Source organism: Halomarina litorea, from assembly GCF_024227715.1.
GTDB classification, from domain to species: domain Archaea; phylum Halobacteriota; class Halobacteria; order Halobacteriales; family Haloarculaceae; genus Halomarina; species Halomarina litorea.
Genome location: NZ_CP100448.1, coordinates 1,985,727 through 2,003,540, shown reverse-complemented (window position 1 = coordinate 2,003,540; position 17,814 = coordinate 1,985,727). Strand labels below are relative to the sequence as shown.

The window sequence follows — 17,814 nt, the reverse complement described above, 5'->3', positions numbered from 1 at the left end:
CGCGCCGACTGTTCACCCGTGCCGTCGTCCGAACCCGTCGACGTGGCAGACATCTCTCCCCTCGCGTGGCGACTGCTCCGCGTCGCCGCCGGTTACGAACAGCGCGGAGTCGAACGCGAACTCGACGGCCTCCTGCAGGCGCACGTCTCCATGCTGGAGAACGGGACACGTGGCCTCTCGGCGGAGCGTCGTCGGGCACTCTACGACCTCTACGTCGACGAACTCGACGACGAACAGGTCCGGACGCTCGTGGGGAATTTCTGAATCGCTCATAGAGATACAATAACGTTCCTGACGACGGTTCGAAAGGATTAATCCAGAGATACCCGACTGTGAGCGTGTATCAATGATACCGTTCCGACCGTCGGGTCCGCGCGGTAGAATCGTCGTGTTCCTCCTCGCGCTGGTCGGTGCCGGCGTCATCGCCGGCCTACCGACGCCCGAGGGGTTGAGCCTCCGCGGGCAGTACGCGCTCGCGACCATGTACTTCGCGGGCCTCCTCTGGATTACGGGGGCACTCCCGCTCGCGGTGACGGCGCTGTCGATTCCCGTCCTGCTCACCGCGTTCGGGGTGTACGCGGACTTGGACGAGGCGCTCGCCGGGTTCGCCGACCACCTCATCTTCCTGTTCATCGCCGGGTTCATGCTGGCGAACGCGCTCCAGAAGTACGACATCGACCGCCGCATCGCGCTGTGGCTCATGTCGAAGATGGGGTCCTCGCCACGGCGACTCGTCGCCGCAGTGATGCTCGCCACTGCCTTCCTCTCGATGTGGGTGTCGAACACGGCGACTGCGGCCATGATGACGCCCATCGCGCTGGGCGTCCTCGCACAGGTCGTCGGCCGCGAGGGACTGGAGGCCGCCGGCGGCGAGTCGACCTCCGACGTCCCCGGAACCGACACCGCCGCCGACGGCGGCACCGCCGAGTCGGGCACTACCGCGGGCGTCGCGGCGGACCAGTCCTTCACGAACATCCAGGTGTCGATGCTCCTCGGGACGGCCTACGCCGCCAGCGTCGGCGGGGTCGGCACTCTCATCGGCACGCCGCCGAACGCCATCCTCGCCTCCCAGTTGAACGAGATACTGGGCTACGAGATCGGCTTCGCGCAGTGGCTCGCCATCGGTATCCCCATTGTCGTCGTCACCCTCCCCATCGTCTGGTACCTGCTCACGTTCGTCCTCTACCCACCACAGATCGACGACGTGAGCGGCGCACAGGAGAAAGCCCAGCAGTACCTTCAACGGGAGGGTGAGCTCGACAAACGGGGTAAGCGCGTGGCGTACATCTTCGCCGCCACCGCCGGCCTCTGGGTACTCGGCGGGCTCGACACCTTCCTCGGTCCGTTCCTCCCGGCGGTCTGGAACACCACCCTGTTCGGCGGTGACGGCATGACCGTCTTCGGCGTCGAGGGCCACCAGGGGATGCTCTACTACGTCATGGTCGGTCTCATCTCCATCCCGGCGCTCGTCCTCGCGGACACGATGGAGTGGGACGACCTCGTCGACATCGACTGGGGCGTCATCCTGCTGTTCGGCGGAGGTATCGCGTTGGCCGGCGCGCTGGCGGACACGGGCGCGACGAAGTGGATCGCTGACTCCGTGTTCGGGTCGCTGACCGGGGCACCCATCCTCGTCGTCGTCGCCGTCGTCGTCCTACTCGTCATCTTCCTCACGGAGATGACCTCGAACACCGCGACCTCGGCCATCATCGTCCCCATCCTCATCGGTATCGGGAGCGTCTTCGCCACGACGCTCGGTCTCACGGACGTCGCGGCGGCCATCTTCCTCGCGACCAGCGGGGCCATCGCCGCCTCCTTCGCGTTCGCGCTCCCGGTCGCCACGCCGCCCAACGCCATCGTCTTCGGCAGCGGCTACCTCAAGCAGTCACAGATGATGCGGGCGGGCGTCGTCCTCAACGTCGTGATGACCCTCGTCCTGACGGGCCTCATCTGGCTGCTGTTCCAGTTCGTCTGGCCAACGATTCTCTGGTGACGCGGTCGGCTACTCGTCGCCGTCCGCACCGCCCCCCGTCTCCTCTCAGTCCCTCTCCCCTCCGTCCTCGACGTCCCACTCCCCGCCTACCCGGTCGTAGCCCATCATCTGCTCTCCCGCGTGTTCAGTGAACACCACCTTCAGGTTCGCCTCGGGGACGTCCCATCGCTCGCGGGCGGCCTCCATCGTCGCCAGCGCGAACGCCCGCTTGCGCTCGAACGATCGCCCTCGTCGAATCTCGGCGTCGAGGAAGAGGAGTCGCCCGTCCTCGGCCCGCCCGAGGTGGAGGTCCGAGGGGTCGCGTTCGCGTATCGTCACGGCGACGTGGCCCGCCGTCGTCGCCATCTCCTCGGTGTAGAGGTCCGTCACCTCGGCGGCGAACGCCTCCTTGTCCGTCGGGTCCAGCGGTCCCGTCACGTCGAACTGCAACAGTGGCATGCCCCGAGAGGAGGGCGCGAGGGGCTTATCGGCGGGGGTCCCGGCGAGGGCGTCGGGTGCCGGGGCCGGACGTCTGACTACTCCCCCGGTGCGACCAGCAGGGTGTGGAGGGCGTCCGGGACGACGAGGACGCGGCTGCCCGGTTCGACGCTCTCCTCGACGGACTCGCGGGCGGACATCAGACAGTCCTCGACCACCTCGGGGTGTTCGCTGTTCGTCACGAACACGTCGTGGTCCCGGAGCGCTCGCGCCACCACGAAGGCCCGCTGTGCGCCCGGTTCGTACCCCCTGCGCATCTCGTCGTACAGTTCGTCGGCGCTCGCCGCCTCGCTGAGACGCTCGTGGAAGCGCCGCTCGCCCGTCCCCTCCCCCGCGCCCTCCTGCAATCGGGCGGGGACCACGACGCGACCGCCCGGACGGAGCGGGTTCTTCGCGCCGAGAACCACGTAGGTCGCGGCCCGGGTCGCCTGATAGAGGTTCGCGTCCTTCGGCGCGCCGAGGCCCGCGACGACGGCGTCGTACTCGCCCTCGACGGGGACAGCGAGGGCCTCGCGGGCCGTCGCAGCGAGGTCACGGACCACCGACCGCGGGTCGCCCGCCGACACGCCGAGGATACCCGCCGGCCCGTGCGTGACGTTCAGGCAGAACGCCACCCCGGCGAGGTCACCCGCCCGGTCGACGGCGTCGCGGAAGGGGTTGTCCGCGACGTGCCCGAGGCGGACGCCGGGGTTCGAGAGCATCTCCGGGCCGTGCGTGTAGCGGATGAGCGACTCGCCGCCCGCGCCGATGGCGACGGTCTTCGCGCCGCCGGAGAAGCCCGCGTACTGGTGGGGTTCGACCATCCCCGTCGAGAACACGCGGTCGGCGGCCGCGACGGTCCGGTTGAGTTCGACCGGACAGTCGTCCACCTCGCCCGCGACGACGGTGTCGGTCGCGTCGTGGTTCTCCGCGAGGGGGGCGAACTCGCCGAGCATCTCGTCGAGTTCGCCGTCCGTCATCGGGCGGTGGAGGCCGAGACCGACGACGACGGAGACCTGTTCGCGGGCCACCCCCACCCGCTCCAGTTCGCCGACGAGGACGTCGAGGAGGGTCTCCTCGGGCACCGCGCGAGTGACGTCGGTGACGACGACGCAGACGGTGTCGTCGGGGTCGACGAGGTGCGAGAGGGCTGGACCGTGCGGGTCGGCGAGGGCGGCCTCGGCGGCCTCGCGGACGTTCACCGCCTTCCCGCCCGGCGGGTCGGCGACGGTCACTTCGCAGTCGTCGAGGGTCACGTCGACGCGGCCGGTCCCGAGCGGGAGGCGGATGGGGGTCGTCACGGTCACGCGAAGAAGTCGCGTTCGAGGGAGTAGTCGAACACCCACCCGAGCCCGTAGCCGTATATCCAGTGGGCGAGGAGGGTGAAGCCGGCGTAGAGGGCGATCTGGGTCGTCGCCGGGTTCGGTGGGAGGACGTCGACGAACGCGATGACGAACCCGGTCCACATGACCGTCCCGAACGAGACGCCGCGCTTCGGGAGCGAGGTGCCCGGCAGGAACCGCTCGATGGCGGCGAAGATGAGCGGCCACGTCGTCATCCCACCGGCGAGGAAGACGAGGTAGCCGAGGTAGGGCATGAGCGACTCGTCGAAGAGGACGTCGAGGCCGCCGAGTTCCGCGATGGAGGCGAACGTCGTGAGATCGAAGACCCCGAGCAACTGTCCGATACCGAGGACGACGGTCATCGACACCGTTCCCACGAATCCGGCCACGGCCCCGATGATACCGTCGTGGAACACCGCGACGAGGTCGTCCTCGGGGTTCGGCGGCGTAATCGCGCCCCGTTGTTCCCCTTCGATTGGCATACCTCATCGACGGGGGGACGCCTCAAAAAGCCACACGTGACTCGCCTACCGCGCCCACTCCAGCATCCGCGCGTAGAACGGGTCGCTCGACAGCGCGCGCTCGTCACCGACGAGACAGAGCGCCTTCTTCGCGCGGGTCAGCGCCACGTTCACCCGGCGGGTGTCCTCGAAGATGGGACTGGAGAGGTCGCCCGTCGCCACGAACGAGATGACGATGACCTCCTTGTCGGACCCCTGGAACCGGTCGACGGTGTCGACGGCGACGCCCTCGGGAACCCGTTTGGATATCTCCGCCACCTGCGCCCGGAACGGCGCGATGACGCCCACGTCGTCGGGCGGGACGCCCGCTACGAGGTACGACTCGACGGCCTCGCAGACCCGGTCGGCTTCCGTGGGGTTCGTGTTCCCGCGGGCGACCCCTCCGGGGTCGACGAACGACACCGAATCGCGGAGTTCCGGCGGGAGGGCGTCCGACTCGACGCCCGGCAGGTCGTCGAGTCGCTGGGCGGCCACCTCCCCGGTCGCGGGGCGCAGTCTGCCGTCGTAGAACTCCCGCGAGGCGAAGTACTGGATGCGCTGGCTCATCCGGTACTGGCGGTCGAGGAGCACCGACGCCTCGGGGTAGCGCTCGATGAGACGCTCGAACAGCGAGGTCTGCAGGTCGTTCTCCGCGCGCACGACGGGCGGCAACTGCTGGTGGTCGCCGACGAGGACGAACCGGTCGGCGAGGTTGACCGCCGCGAGCGTCGCCGGTTCGGTCAGTTGCCCCGCCTCGTCCACCACGCAGACGTCGAAGTCGCACTCGCGCATGATGCGCGAGCCACACGAGGCGGTCGTGGCCGCGACGACCGGCGTCTCTCGCAGTTCACGCACGCGCTCGGTCGGGTCGCCCCGGCGTTCGAGGCGGTAGCTCTGCATGTCCTCGCGGACGCCTGACTCGGTGCCGACCCGGAGGAAGTCCTCGAAGCCCTGGTCGCGGAGGGCGCCGAGGGCGTTGTCCACCGCGCGGTTCGTGAACGCCGAGAGGAGGACGCGCTCGCCCCGGTCGACCAGTGCGCGGACCGTCCGGGCGAGCGTGTAGGTCTTCCCGGTGCCGGGCGGTCCCTGCACCAGCGCGCAGTCCTCGGCGGAGACGGCCAGTCGGACGGCCTCGTCCTGTGCCTCGTTGTTGTCGATGAACGTCTCCCCGCAGTCGGCGAACGCGGGGTCGCGCCGCCCGAACAGCACGTCCTTCCGGCGCTCGCTCCCCTTCAGGATGCCGTCGTGGAGGGCGTTCAGCAGGCGGTCGACGGTGAACTCGGAGGGGTAGACGTCGAGGCGGCACAGGTCGACCGGTTCGTCCGTCGTCACCACCACCTCCTCGCCCAACCGCTCGACGCGGGCGAGTTCCGCCGTTCCCCGCGTCGGGTGCCCATCGCTCGCGAGGACCACGTCACCCTCGCGTATCTTCGAGACGGCGCCCGTCCCGCGCGCCCGGAGTTCCCAGCGGCCGCTCTCGCGCTGGCGTCGACCGAGGGGTTCGAGGTCTATCAGCGCGCGGTCGTCGTCCGCGCGTTCCTCGGCGCTCTGCTCCCACAGTTTGGCGTACTCGCGGTGGACCTCACGGCGTTCCTCCTCGATTGCCCGGTAGAACTGGTCGAAGTACGCGCGCTCCTTCTCGGGGACGGCCTTCCCGATCTGTCCGGCCTTCGACTCCTGGTCGAGGCGGCCGGAGACGACCATGCAGGTGTCCTGCTCGAAGCAGTACTCGCACTTCGCGTTCGCCTCGTAGCCCGTGGGGACGTCGCTGTCGTACTCCATCGCGGCGATGGCGTTTCGCTGGCGGACGACGTACTGGAGGAATCCGCGCCCGATGGAGAAGTCCTTCGCCGGCGTGAGGTCGCCCGTCTCCTCGTTGCGGTCCAGCACGCTGTTCTTCGTGTAGAGGAGGGTGCCCGTTGTGGGGAACTCCCCACGAGTGCCACCGTCCGCGACGGTCCCCCGGTTCTCGGCGTCGTACTCGCCCAGGAGGAGGGCGTAACAGGCCGCCTGCACCTTGTCCTGGAACCGGGGTTCCTTCTTCAGGTTCTTGCCCGTCTTGAGTTCCACGGGCGTCCCCCGCCGGATGGCGTCGGCCCGGCCCTTGATGCCGAAGCGCTCACCGATGAGCGTCCGCTCCGAACGCCACTCGCTCTCGGTGGGACTGAAGTCGCCGTCCCGTCCGTCGGCTCCGGTCCCGGTGAGTGCCCCCTGTGCCAGCCACCCCTCGATGGCCCGCGCGTTCTCGCGGACGTCGCCGGCCACCTCGTCGGGGTCCCGACCCAGCAGGCCCAATTCGAGGCCGGCGTCCGCCACGTGGTCCTCGATTGCCTCGTCCAAATCTCGGCCACGGAGCAGGTCGCCGAACACCTCGTGGACGAGCGTCCCCTTCACGACGGGGTAGTTGAGCGGGATGCCCGAGAGCTTGTTCAGGTAGTACATCCGCGGGCACTGTACCCACGAACGGATGTCGGTCACGTCCACGAGGAAGCCCGGTTCGACGACCACGAACGACTCCTTGCCCGTCGAGAACTGCACCTCCCCGTCCCACTCGCGTTCGTCGGGGTCGGTCACGAGCAGTTCCATCCCCGGTTCGAGGACGGCCGCCGTCTCGGTCCACTTGCCCCACAGCGTCACCGTCACGGGGTCGGCGCGTCCCGCTTCGGGACGCATCGTCACCTCCGTCAGGTCGCGTTCGCCGTAGCTCGTACTGACGGTCTTCGACTCACCCACCTCGACGACGGGGCCGCGGAGTGTCACTACCGGGATGCACGCCCGTGGAGAGATGAGGGTGTCGGTCACCCGGCTTCCCGGTCAGGGCTGGAGGTCCATCGACTCGGCCTGCTGAGCTGCCAGTTCGGCGATCTCCTCGACGGAGGACGCCGACTGGGTGGCGAGGACCCGCGTCATCATCGCGAGCTGGACGACGGCCACCTCCCGAAGCTCGGACTCGTCGACGGCGTTGCCGAAGTAGTACTCCTTCTCCCCGTCCTCGCGGACCACGCCGAGGTACATCGACCGGAGGTCGTCGCCGTCGATGGCGTCGGCCGCCCGTGCCCGGAGTTCGTCGAGGTCGGCAGTGTCGTGTTCGTTGGACATCTCGTCCGTGGACGTTCTCGCCGCATCCTCAAAACGGTGTGGCGAGGGGGGGCATGGGGCCGCTCGGGCAGCCCGAACGCCTACGGACGCCGACCCCGTCGGGCCGGGTATGGACCGACAGCGCACCGGGTCGGCGATCCGCCGAAGGACCGTCGCGGGTGGAATCGGACTGCTGGTGGCCGTCGGCGGGGCCGCGTTCTGGTGGTGGCGCGAGCACGCCCCCCTCTCACGGCGCTACCGCCGGGCGAACGGCGACGGGAACGGGGACGGCGACCGCCGGGAGTCGCATCCGGGCCCGGAGCGCGAACCCGGAACTGACCCGGTATGAGCTGATACATCGGGACGCGACGGCCCCCCAGCGAGGGAAGGCCACAGCGTTTTCGGGGGGCCGTCTGTACCCCTTGTACGCATCGGCCCGTTGGACGTCGATGCCACCCATCTAATGAACGATTCTGGCATTTCCGGGAGGGGCACGTCCGTCGTCCGCGTCACGGTCAGTCACAGCCACCACCAGAGCGACGAAGGGGGGCCGCCGGACGAGGGGAGATCGGAACGGGGACGGCGGCTCCTCGGGGCCGCCCGCGACGCCGACGGCGACGCGGCCGTCCTCGAAGTCGGGTCGACGGGCGTCCGCGCCCTCGAACCCCTCGTGCTCGTCACCGACGGGGGCCGGACCGCCTACCACCCCCGCCCGTCGTTCGAGCGCGTGCAGGCGCTCGCCGCTGGCGCCGGGTCGGGCGACGTCGGGGCCGACGAGGCCGCGTGGGTCGTCGAGCACGACCCGGACATCGACTCGCTTCCGACGCCGTCCGAGGGCCCGCTCGCCGTCGGGCACCGCCGGGTCCTCGGAGGGTGCGGGTGGGTCGACCCGGAGGGCGGTGCCCGACCGGACGCCGCGAGACTGGCCCGCGAGGACCCCGAGGACGCGCTCGACTCGCTCCGGGACATCGGCGTCCTCGGACGCGGCCGGGGGGACGCGACGCGGGACGCCCCCGTCGCCGGGACCGTCGAGACCGTCCGCGAGGCCTCGGGCGACCCGGTCGTGGTGGTGAACGCCAACGAGAGCGACCACCGGAACGAGGGCGACCGGACGCTCCTCGGCGGCGCGCCGGGGACGGTCCTCGACGGCGCGCTGGCCGTCGCCGAACTGGTCGGGGCGGGGCCGGGCGACGTCGTCGTCTACACGAACGAGGCCGACGAACTCGCGCGCCGCCGGACGCGCCGCGCGGGACGCGCGCTCGTCAACGACGCGGGGGACGGGGCGGGGAGCGGCGACGCCGACACCCCGCAGGTCGTCTCCGGTCCCGACGAGTACATTGCCGGCGAGTTCACCATGGCCCTGGAGGCGCTGGAGGGCAACGACCGCCTCGAAGCACGGCTCCGCCCGCCAGGACCGGCGCGCCACGGGCTCTACGGGCGACCGACGGTCGTCCACACGCCCCGGACGTTCGCCCAGATACGCGAGGCGCTCGCCGACCCCGGCGCGTTCGACGCCGGCGACGCCGACCCGGGGACGCGCGTGCTCACCGTCTCCGGCGACGTCGAGACGCCGGCGACGGTCGAACTCCCCACCGGGGGCTCGCTGGCCGCGGTCCGGGACGCCGTCGACACCGAGGGCGGCTTCAAGATGGCCTGCGTCGGCGGTCAGTTCGGCGGGTTCACCCCGACGCTCGACCACGGTGCGAGCGCGCTCGCCCTCTCGAACGCGGGACTCGGCACCGAGGGGACGGTCGAACTGCTGAACGACGACCGCTGTGTGGTGGCGGACGTGGGCGAGCGCGTCCGCTTCGCCAGCGAGGAGAACTGCGGTCGCTGCTTCTCCTGCCGTGAGGGGTCGAAACAGCTCCTCGACCTGCTGCGCGACGTCTACGACGGTACCTACGACGACGACATGATCCGAGAACTCACGCGGACGGTGGGCGAATCGAGCATCTGTGACTTCGGGCAGTCGGCCGCCCGCAGCGTCGGGACGGCTGTCGAGCGCTTCGAGACGGAGTTCGAGGCCCACGCGAACGGGCGCTGTCCCAGCGGTTCCTGTGAGGTGTCCCACTCATGAGCATGCACGACGGGCCCGGCCCGACCGAGCACGGCCCCGCCGACCCAACCCCCGGCGTCCCGGACATCGACGACCCGCAGTCGGAGACGCCGCTCACCGACGAGTTCGAGACGGGGACGGCGAACGACCCCGAGGTCGGCACGGCGGACGACGGGCCGACGACCGTCACCGTCGACGGCGAACCGGTCACCGTCCCGCCCGGGTCGACGCTCATCGACGCCATCGAGGCCGTCGAGACCGACGCCGACGTCCCGGCGCTCTGTTACTACGACCGCGACTCCGAGCAGGCCGAGAAGATCGGCCCGCGCGGGACCTGCCGGACGTGCATGGTCGAGACGGACGACCACGGGATGGTACCGTCCTGTAGCTTCCCGGCGGAGGACGGCCTCTCGGTCAGCACGGACGACCCCGAGGCCGAGGAGGCCCGCGACGTCAACCTCGACCTCGTCCTCTCGAACCACAACCTGCGGTGTACCACCTGCGGACAGAACGGCCGCTGTGAGCTCCAGGACACGTCCATCGAACACGGCGTGAACGAACCGCGCTACGGCGTGTTCAGCGACCGCGAGGAGTACGCTCCCCTGGACGACTCCTCGGTCATCCAGATCGACCGCAACAAGTGCATCCTCTGTAACCGCTGTGTCGAGGCCTGTAACGACGTCCAGAACGCCGGCGTCCTCCGGATGTCCGGCAAGGGCGACGACATCCACATCGACTTCCAGAAGCCCGAGGCCGACACGATGGCCGAGTCGACGTGTATCTCCTGTGGGCACTGCGTCACCGTCTGTCCGACCGGCAGCCTCGTCGAGGAGGGGCTCACGGACGCGACGACCATCCCGCTGCCCGGGTTCACCCAGAAGGTCTCCATCGGGACGGTCCACGAGAAGGTCCCCGCCGAGACGGCCGACACGGCGGAGGCGCCGAACCGCGACCTCCCGGAGGCCGGCGACGAGAGCGGAGCGGCGCGGACGGACGGAGACGAGCCGTCCGGCGTCGCGGCGTTCATGGCCGACGCGAAGCAGCAGGTGACGGACCTCTCGGAGCAGGCCACGCGGCGCGCCGCCGAGACCGTCGAACACACCGCGGAGGCCGTCGCCGAGGAGACGCTCACCATCGGACAGCTGTTCGACGCCGCCGAGGCCATCAGCGCCTACCGGAAGCGCGAGCTCACGGTCGCGGACACGACCTGTACGTACTGCGGGGTCGGCTGTCGCTTCGACCTCTACGGGAAGGGCGAGGAGGTCCTCGCCACCCGGCCGGCCGACCCGGAGCAGACCCCCGCCAACGACTTCTCGACGTGCGTGAAGGGGAAGTTCGGCTACGAGTTCGTCAACTCCGACGAGCGACTGGAGACGCCGCTGGTCAGGGAGGACGGCGAGTTCCGCGAGGCGTCGTGGGACGAGGCCCTCGACCGCATCGCCGACCGCCTGACGGACCTCCGCGACGAACACGGGTCGGACTCGCTCGCGGTGACCTCCTCCTCGAAGGCGACCAACGAGGAGAACTACCTCGCCCAGAAGTTCGCCCGGCAGGTACTGGAGACCCCGCACGTCGACAACTGCACGCGGCTCTGTCACTCCTCGACGGTCGCCGCGCTCAAACAGACGGTGGGGTACGGCGCGATGACCAACCGCATCAACGAGGACATCGGCGAGACCGACGCCTACCTCATCACGGGGTCGAACACGACCGAGAGCCACCCCGTGCTCGCGACCCGCATCACGCAGAACGTCCGTTCGGGTGCGGACCTCGTCGTCTTCGACCCGCGGGAGACGACCATCGCACAGCACGCCGACCAGTACACGCGGACCAAGCCCGGCGCGGACATCGCGTGGCTCAACGGGATGATGCGACACATCATCGAGAACGACCTCCAGGACGAGGCCTTCGTCGACGAGCGGACGAAGGGCTTCGAGGACCTGGAGGAGGCGGTCGAGCCGTACACGCCCGAGGTCGTCGAGGAGCTGACCGACGTCTCGCCGGAGGAACTGCGGAACGCCGCCGAGACCATCGCGAACGCCGAGACGTGCGTCTACGGCTGGGCGATGGGTCTCACCCAGCACTCCCACGGGACGAAGAACGCGCTCGCCATCGCCAACCTGGCGCTGCTCTGTGGACACGTCGGCAAGCCCCGCTCCGGACTGTCGCCGTTCCGTGGGCAGAACAACGTCCAGGGGGGCGGCGGCGACATGGGCCCCATCCCGAACAACCTGCCAGGCTACCAGCCAGTCGACGACGAGGACGTCCTCGACAAGTTCGAGGACGCGTGGGGCGTCCGGCCGCCGGGGACGGTCGGCCTCCGGATCACCGAGATGTTCAGCGCCATCCCTGGCGTCGAGAAGAACGACGCCGAGAAGGACGACCACGAGGAGGACTCCTACGGCGGTGCCGACGCCGCCGAGGGCGAGGAGCGCGAACGCGGGACCGGCGACCCGCACGCCGAGGAGGGGTACTCCCCCGACAACACCGACGTCCACGGGATGTACATCGTCGGCGAGAACCCCGTGGTCTCGGAGCCGGACGTCCAGCACGCCGACGAGGCGCTCGACGCCCTCGACTTCCTCGTCGTCCAGGACCTCTTCATGACCGAGACGGCGAAGTACGCCGACGTGGTGCTGCCGGCGGCCTCGGCCGCCGAGAAGTACGGCACCGTCACGAACACGGAACGGCGGGTCCAGCTCGTCCGGCCGGCCGTCGAGTCGCCCGGAATCGCCCGGACGGACATGGACATCCTGCAAGACCTCGTCGGCCGGCTGGACACCGGCGTCGAGTGGGAGTACGACTCGCCGACCGACGTGATGGACGAGATAAACGACCTCGTGCCCATCTACGGCGGCGTCACCCACGAGCGACTGGAGGCGAAGGAGGACGGCCTCCAGTGGCCCTGCCCCGACGAGGACCACCCCGGCACGCCGTATCTCTACGACGAGGAGTTCAACTTCGACGACGGACTGGCGCGGTTCGTCCCGTCGTCGATGCCCGACGAACAGGAGCCCACGCCGAACGAGGAGTACCCGTTCACGCTCTCGACGGGCCGCGTGCTCTATCACTGGCACACGGGGTCGATGACCCGCCGGGTCGAGACGTCGATGCGGCACGTCGGCGAGAGCTTCGTCACGGTCCACCCGGACGCCGCCGAGGAACTCGGCATCGCCGACGGCGAGTACGTGGAGATCGAGTCCGAACAGGGCGACATCGTCGTGAAGGCGAACGTCGAGGCGACGTCGGGCCCCGACGTGCTGTTCGTCCCGATGCACTTCGTCCACGGCGCGGTCAACAAGCTGACCGAGGAGAAGTTCGACCCCACGAGCAAGATACCCCAGTACAAGGTGACGAACGTCCGCCTGCGGCCGCTCGGCCCCGACCCCGACCGGGAGCCGACGTCGCTCGACGAACTGGCCGGCGACGACTCCCAACCGCTGGCCGGCGACGACTGACCCGGGCGCGTCCGGAACCCACCCAACACGCGACCGGGCGAACGTTCAAGTACGGAGGGGGGACCATCGCCCTCATCCGCTGACGACTGCCGCAGGGCGGACTGCGGGGTACAGGCTGTGCCCCGGACCACGCCGCGTGACACGACGCCCTGTACCCGCCCCGGAGTGTGTCGCCTGCCCGCCCTACTCGAAGTCCGGGTCGCGCTTCTCGACGAAGGCCTCCATCCCCTCGCGCTGGTCGTGAGTCCCGAACAGTCCCGACCAGAGGCGTCGCTCGTAGGCCAGTCCCGCCGACTGGGACATCTCGTGGACCTGGTTGAGCGCCTCCTTCGCCGAGCGCAGGGCGAACGCGGGCTTCTCGGCGAGTTCCTGTGCCATCGCCGCCACCTCGTCGTCCAGTTCCGCTTGCGCGTAGACGTTGCCGACGAGGCCGAGACGCTGGGCGTCCTCGGCGTCGACGCGTTCCCCGAAGAACACCATCCGACGAGCGATGGCGTCGCCGACGATGCGCGAGAGTCGCTGGGTGCCGCCCCACCCGGGGACGATGCCGAGGTCGATCTCCGTCTGGCCGAGGACGGCGTTCTGACTCGCCACCCGCAGGTCCGAGGCGAGTGCGAGTTCACAGCCGCCGCCGAAGGCGTAGCCGTTCACGGCGGCGATGACTGGCCCGGGGAACGCCTCGACGGCGTCGGTGACACGGTGACCGAGTTCGGCGTACTCCTGTGCCTCGTCGACGGAGAGTTCCGACATGTAGGCGATGTCCGCGCCGCCGACGAACGCCTTCTCGCCCGCGCCCGTGAGGACGAGGACGCGCGCGTCGCTGGCCTCCTCGATGGTCGCGAGCAACGTCTCCAGCACCTCGGTGTTGAGCGCGTTCATCGCCTCGGGCCGGTTCACGGTGATGGTGGCCACGTCGCCCTCACGGTCCAGCAGTACCGTTTCTGAGTCGGACATGGACGGAGCCACGGACAGCGGCGGGTTAACTCTGCCCCCGTCGTGACCCCGAGAGGGCGACCCGATTCCGCCGACCGGTCGGTCGTCGATACGTTCATGCGAACCCGTACCGAACGACCGGTATGCGCGTCCGGGACTGGCAGGACATCCTCGGCGAGGTGGTGGAGTCGGGTGCGGACCCACAGGACTGGCGGGCGGTCGCCGGCGACAGACGCAACGGCGTCGGGGAGGACCTCTACCTCGGTCACCCCTCAGTGGGCGTCTTTCAGGTCAAGACCTACGCGAAGAACCCCTTCGAGGTGCGCGGCGTCGGTGCCGAGGTGGCCCGCCGCGTCGACGACGACATCGACCCCCTCCTCCCGCGTGAGGCGGGCGGGCGCTTCGGCGTCCAGCGAGCCATCGAGGACGAGGACGACGCCAAGCGGGCGGCGACCCGCCTCACGTCCGTCGTCGAGACACACCGCGATGCCCCCACCACGCCCGACGCCTTCTTCGAGGACGTGATGAGTGCCCTCGACAGCCCCGCGTACGGGCCGATGGAGTACGACGCCTACGACCGACCCGACTCGCTCGACGACCTCGCGGACACCTTCGAGGAGGCGGAACGACTGCTCGACGCCGATCTCGACGACCTCATCGACGAGGACGAGGTCGGTCGCGGGTTCGCCTGAGTCACCCACCCCGGCGAGGACTCCAGCACCGGTAAGTCCCGTCAGGTGTTCGTTCCCCCATGGACATCGAGGACACCGTCCGGGCGTACTACGACACGCTACGTCGGGGTGGGTCGCTCCCCCCGTTCTTCCTCGAATCGCCTGACGTGGTGAAGTACGGCCTCTCCGAGCGACTGGCCGGCTACGACGCCGTCGTCGAGGGACTCCGCGAACAGACACGGACCACCGAGGGGTGGACCGTCGAGAGTCGGAACCTCGTGGTCGGTGAGCGTGACGACCACGGATGGTTCTCCGACCAGGTGTCCCTGGCGTGGACCGACCTTGACCGGAACGTCCGCTTCGAGTTCGACACCCGCTGGAGCGGGACGCTCGTGCGCGTCGTGGCGACCGACGAGACGGACGGCCCGTCCCCGTGGCGCTTCGCGGGGATGCACGTCAGCACCGCACAGGAGGGCCTCTGAATGGTCGGGCCGATGTCGAGCGAGGAGCGCGACTCGCTCACCATCCGTCTCAAGGTGGGGTTCGTCCTCCTCATCGGGTTCTCGGCGGGCCTGATCACGCTGGTGGGCGACCCGACGCTCCTCGAAATCGCGCTGGTCACGCTCGTCGGGTTCGGCGTGGGGGCGGTGCTGGTCTGGTTCGTCTTCCCCGGTACGGGCGAGGTGAAACGCGACCGGGGCCGGCGGTAGGCCGGTTCTGGTCTCGCGGGTCGTCTCGGGTGGCGCGGGCCGCCCCTCGGTACGTCTTTGTGTGTCGACCTCCGAGTGCCACGTGATGACACGAGCAAGCGTCGTGGGCGCGAGCATGACCACGTTCGGCGTCCACGAGACCACCCTCACCGAGTTGTTCGCGGAAGCGGCACTCGGCGCGTTTGACGACGCCGGCGTCGGACCCGACGACGTCGACGCCCTCTACTTCGGAAACGCGATGGGCGGTCAGACGGAGAACGACACGCACCTCGCGCCGAAGGCCGCCTCGCAGGTCGGCCTCGCGGGCGTCCCCTGCCAGCGCTACGAGGACGCCTGTGCCACCTCCTCGAACGCCTTCAAGAACGCTGTCGAGGCCGTCGAGGCGGGCGTCCACGACACCGTCCTCGTGGGCGGCGTCGAGCGCTGTACCCCCGAGACCGGCCTCGGGACGGGGGAGATGACCCGCATCTTCGCCTCCGCCTCCGACCGCTACTACGAACAGCCGACGGGTCTCACCTTCCCCGGCGTCTTCGCCCTCCTTACGAAGCGCCATATGCACGAACACGGGACGACGGCCGAGCAACTCGCCCACGTCGCCGTGAAGAACCACGCCAACGGGCAGTTGAACCCCAACGCCCACTTCGGCAAGGAGACCACCGTCGCGGACGTCCTGGAGTCGCCGGTCATCGCCGACCCGTTCCACCTCATGGACTGCTGTCCGTTCTCTGACGGCGCGAGCGCCGTCCTCGTCACCAGCGACGACCGGGCGGACTCCTTCGACGACCCCGTCGACGTACAGGGGGTGGGACACGCCACCGACATCGTCCCGCTCTCGGCCAAGGCGGTCCCGCACGCCACGCAGGCCGCCCGCGACGCCGCGTCGCAGGCCTACGAGCAGGCCGGGGCGAGCGCCGACGAGATGGACTTCGCGGAGGTCCACGACTGCTTCACCGGCGCGGAGGTCATGGCCAGCGAGGCCATCGGTTTCTTCGAGGACGGCGAGGGCGGCCCGGCCGCCGAGGAGGGGCGGACGAGAATCGACGGCGACCGACCCATCAACCCCTCCGGTGGCCTGAAGGCGAAGGGTCACCCAATCGGCGCGACCGGGACCGGGCAGATCGTCGAACTCACCGAACAGTTGCGCGGGAACGTCGGCGAGCGACAGGTCGAGGGTGCGGAACGCGCCGTCGCCCACAACCTCGGCGGCGACGCCGCCACCACCGTCGTCTCGGTCATGGGGGTGCGCCGATGAGCCTCACCCACGAGGCGTGGGCTGACGCCCTGCGCGACGGCGACCTGCTCGGCGTCGCCTGTGCGGACTGCGGGGCGACGTACGGCACGCCCTTCGCGGTCTGTAACGACTGCGGCGGTCGTGACGTGGAGACCACCGACCTCCCCACCGAGGGCGAGGTGTACACCGAGACGACGATACAGGTCCCGCCCGTCGACTTCGAGGGGCCGTATCAGGTCGGGATGGTGCAGGTGGGGAGTGCCCGCGTGACGGCCCGACTGGAGGGCGACGGCGAGGCCGTGGAAATCGGCGACCGCGTCGTCCTCGACGGCGTCGTGGAGTCGGGCGGCGAGCCGGCGCCCGTCTTCCGGACCGCGACGGACGGCGAGTAGCGAACGCCGGCGGTCCGATTCTGTCCCCGTCTGCTCAGAACAGGAGCGCCAGCAGTTCGTCGGCCTTCGCCAGCGCGGGCCCGGTCGTCTTCGAGAGGATGTTCAGCGCGATGACGAACAGCAGTGCGGTGACGAGGTAGTCGAACCGCTCGCCGTCGATGCCCAGCCTGCGGAGGTACGTCCCCGCCAGCAAGCCGACGATGGTGACGACGGCGATGGCACACCCGAGCCAGAGTCGGTAGGGCGTCAGCAGGCCGACCCACGCCATCTGGACGATGCGGACGGTGAAGATGGCCCCGAGGACCATCGAGAGGCCGCCGACGTACCGCTCGCGGTCGCGTTCGAACGTGTGGAGGTACGCCGGGAGGAGCGGGCCGAGATTCGTCGCCGCCAGCAGGAACCCCTCCAGCAGGCCGACGCTCCCCAGTGCGACGGGGTTGTGCGCCTCCTCGACGACGACGAACCGCCGAGCCACCTGAAAGAGGACGTAGCCGAGGAGGAGCAACGCGATGAGGAAGGGGACGAGCGGCCCTTTCTGGAACTCGGCGAGGAAGAACACGCCGACGACCGCACCGACGACGGAGAGGGCGATGAGCGCCCACTCCCGGCGGACGTACTCCAGTCCCGTGTTCGTCTCGCCCACCTGGAAGACGTTTATCATCCACGGCGGAATCGCGAGGACGACGACGGCGACGGTACCGTTCGGGATGAGCGAGGCGAACACTGGCGTGGCCACGAGGGCGTAGCCGAACCCGGCGGCACCCTTGACGACGCCGGCGGCGATGGCGACGACGAGGAACAGGGCGATGGTCGTCGTCCCGACGTCCGCCGACAGGCCCGCCGTGATGTTCTCGGTGCCCGGAAAGAGGAGGACGGCCCCCGCGACGACGGCCAGTGTCGCCGTCGCCATCAACACCTCCCGATACTGGAGCGAGAGCAGGTTTCGAAGGAACCCCCGCAGGTCGACCGTCGCGTCGCGTGTAGCCATCGTGT

Annotated in this window: 17 protein-coding genes; 10 read left to right on the top strand and 7 right to left on the bottom strand. The window is 69.6% G+C overall.

The features are described from left to right. Positions 1 to 18: 18 nt before the first annotated feature. A complete protein-coding gene (locus tag NKG96_RS10950; RefSeq protein ID WP_254534970.1) occupies positions 19 to 264 on the top strand; it encodes a DUF8599 family protein in 246 nt (81 codons plus the stop codon). Positions 265 to 346: 82 nt separating this feature from the next. Continuing rightward, positions 347 to 1,993, top strand: a complete 1,647-nt coding sequence (locus tag NKG96_RS10945) for an SLC13 family permease (RefSeq protein WP_254534969.1) — start codon at positions 347 to 349, stop codon at positions 1,991 to 1,993. 45 nt (positions 1,994 to 2,038) lie between these two features. On the opposite strand, the gene NKG96_RS10940 is transcribed toward NKG96_RS10945, so the two are convergent. The 5 genes from NKG96_RS10940 to NKG96_RS10920 form a co-directional block, all read right to left on the bottom strand. Then, positions 2,039 to 2,431 (bottom strand): tautomerase family protein, encoded by a 393-nt coding sequence (locus tag NKG96_RS10940; protein WP_254534968.1) that lies wholly within the window; start codon positions 2,429 to 2,431, stop codon positions 2,039 to 2,041. Between the two features lie 77 nt (positions 2,432 to 2,508). Beyond that, positions 2,509 to 3,738, bottom strand: coding sequence for a lactate racemase domain-containing protein (locus NKG96_RS10935; RefSeq protein ID WP_368409307.1), 1,230 nt, complete (start codon positions 3,736 to 3,738; stop codon positions 2,509 to 2,511). 14 nt (positions 3,739 to 3,752) lie between these two features. Beyond that, positions 3,753 to 4,274 (bottom strand): DUF6789 family protein, encoded by a 522-nt coding sequence (locus NKG96_RS10930; protein WP_254534966.1) that lies wholly within the window; start codon positions 4,272 to 4,274, stop codon positions 3,753 to 3,755. A 45-nt stretch (positions 4,275 to 4,319) separates the two neighbouring features. Next, entirely contained in the window at positions 4,320 to 7,052 is a 2,733-nt protein-coding gene (locus NKG96_RS10925; protein WP_368409247.1) for an AAA domain-containing protein, read from the bottom strand. A gap of 54 nt (positions 7,053 to 7,106) precedes the next feature. Then, a complete protein-coding gene (locus tag NKG96_RS10920; RefSeq protein ID WP_254534965.1) occupies positions 7,107 to 7,391 on the bottom strand; it encodes a DUF8113 family protein in 285 nt (94 codons plus the stop codon). Positions 7,392 to 7,500: 109 nt separating this feature from the next. On the opposite strand from NKG96_RS10920, the gene NKG96_RS10915 reads away from it, so the two are divergent. From NKG96_RS10915 to NKG96_RS10905, 3 genes are all read left to right on the top strand, one after another. Further along, entirely contained in the window at positions 7,501 to 7,719 is a 219-nt protein-coding gene (locus NKG96_RS10915) for a hypothetical protein (RefSeq protein WP_254534964.1), read from the top strand. Between the two features lie 114 nt (positions 7,720 to 7,833). After that, positions 7,834 to 9,447 carry an NADH-ubiquinone oxidoreductase-F iron-sulfur binding region domain-containing protein gene (locus tag NKG96_RS10910; RefSeq protein WP_254534963.1) on the top strand — a complete coding sequence of 538 codons (1,614 nt, stop codon included), beginning with the start codon at positions 7,834 to 7,836 and terminating at the stop codon, positions 9,445 to 9,447. Further along, positions 9,444 to 12,884 carry a molybdopterin-dependent oxidoreductase gene (locus NKG96_RS10905; RefSeq protein WP_254534962.1) on the top strand — a complete coding sequence of 1,147 codons (3,441 nt, stop codon included), beginning with the start codon at positions 9,444 to 9,446 and terminating at the stop codon, positions 12,882 to 12,884. Before NKG96_RS10910 ends, NKG96_RS10905 begins: the two co-directional genes overlap by 4 nt. Positions 12,885 to 13,067: 183 nt before the next feature. On the opposite strand, the gene NKG96_RS10900 is transcribed toward NKG96_RS10905, so the two are convergent. Then, positions 13,068 to 13,838, bottom strand: a complete 771-nt coding sequence (locus tag NKG96_RS10900; RefSeq protein WP_254534961.1) for an enoyl-CoA hydratase/isomerase family protein — start codon at positions 13,836 to 13,838, stop codon at positions 13,068 to 13,070. Between the two features lie 122 nt (positions 13,839 to 13,960). Between NKG96_RS10900 and NKG96_RS10895 the strand changes: the two genes are divergently transcribed. The 5 genes from NKG96_RS10895 to NKG96_RS10875 all read left to right on the top strand — a co-directional run bounded on the left by NKG96_RS10895 (position 13,961) and on the right by NKG96_RS10875 (position 16,821). Further along, on the top strand, positions 13,961 to 14,509 hold the full coding sequence (locus NKG96_RS10895; RefSeq protein WP_254534960.1) for a hypothetical protein: 549 nt from the start codon (positions 13,961 to 13,963) through the stop codon (positions 14,507 to 14,509). Between the two features lie 59 nt (positions 14,510 to 14,568). After that, on the top strand, positions 14,569 to 14,970 hold the full coding sequence (locus NKG96_RS10890; RefSeq protein WP_254534959.1) for a nuclear transport factor 2 family protein: 402 nt from the start codon (positions 14,569 to 14,571) through the stop codon (positions 14,968 to 14,970). Then, the gene (locus NKG96_RS10885) at positions 14,971 to 15,198 is read left to right on the top strand and encodes a DUF8527 family protein (protein WP_254534958.1); all 228 of its coding nucleotides are present in this window, start codon (positions 14,971 to 14,973) and stop codon (positions 15,196 to 15,198) included. Between the two features lie 85 nt (positions 15,199 to 15,283). Then, positions 15,284 to 16,450 carry a thiolase C-terminal domain-containing protein gene (locus NKG96_RS10880; RefSeq protein ID WP_254534957.1) on the top strand — a complete coding sequence of 389 codons (1,167 nt, stop codon included), beginning with the start codon at positions 15,284 to 15,286 and terminating at the stop codon, positions 16,448 to 16,450. Beyond that, the gene (locus NKG96_RS10875; protein ID WP_254534956.1) at positions 16,447 to 16,821 is read left to right on the top strand and encodes a Zn-ribbon domain-containing OB-fold protein; all 375 of its coding nucleotides are present in this window, start codon (positions 16,447 to 16,449) and stop codon (positions 16,819 to 16,821) included. The genes NKG96_RS10880 and NKG96_RS10875 overlap by 4 nt, the downstream gene beginning before the upstream one ends. A 34-nt stretch (positions 16,822 to 16,855) precedes the next feature. Here NKG96_RS10875 and NKG96_RS10870 read toward each other — a convergent pair whose 3' ends face one another. After that, positions 16,856 to 17,809 (bottom strand): TSUP family transporter, encoded by a 954-nt coding sequence (locus NKG96_RS10870; protein ID WP_254534955.1) that lies wholly within the window; start codon positions 17,807 to 17,809, stop codon positions 16,856 to 16,858. Positions 17,810 to 17,814: the final 5 nt, after the last annotated feature.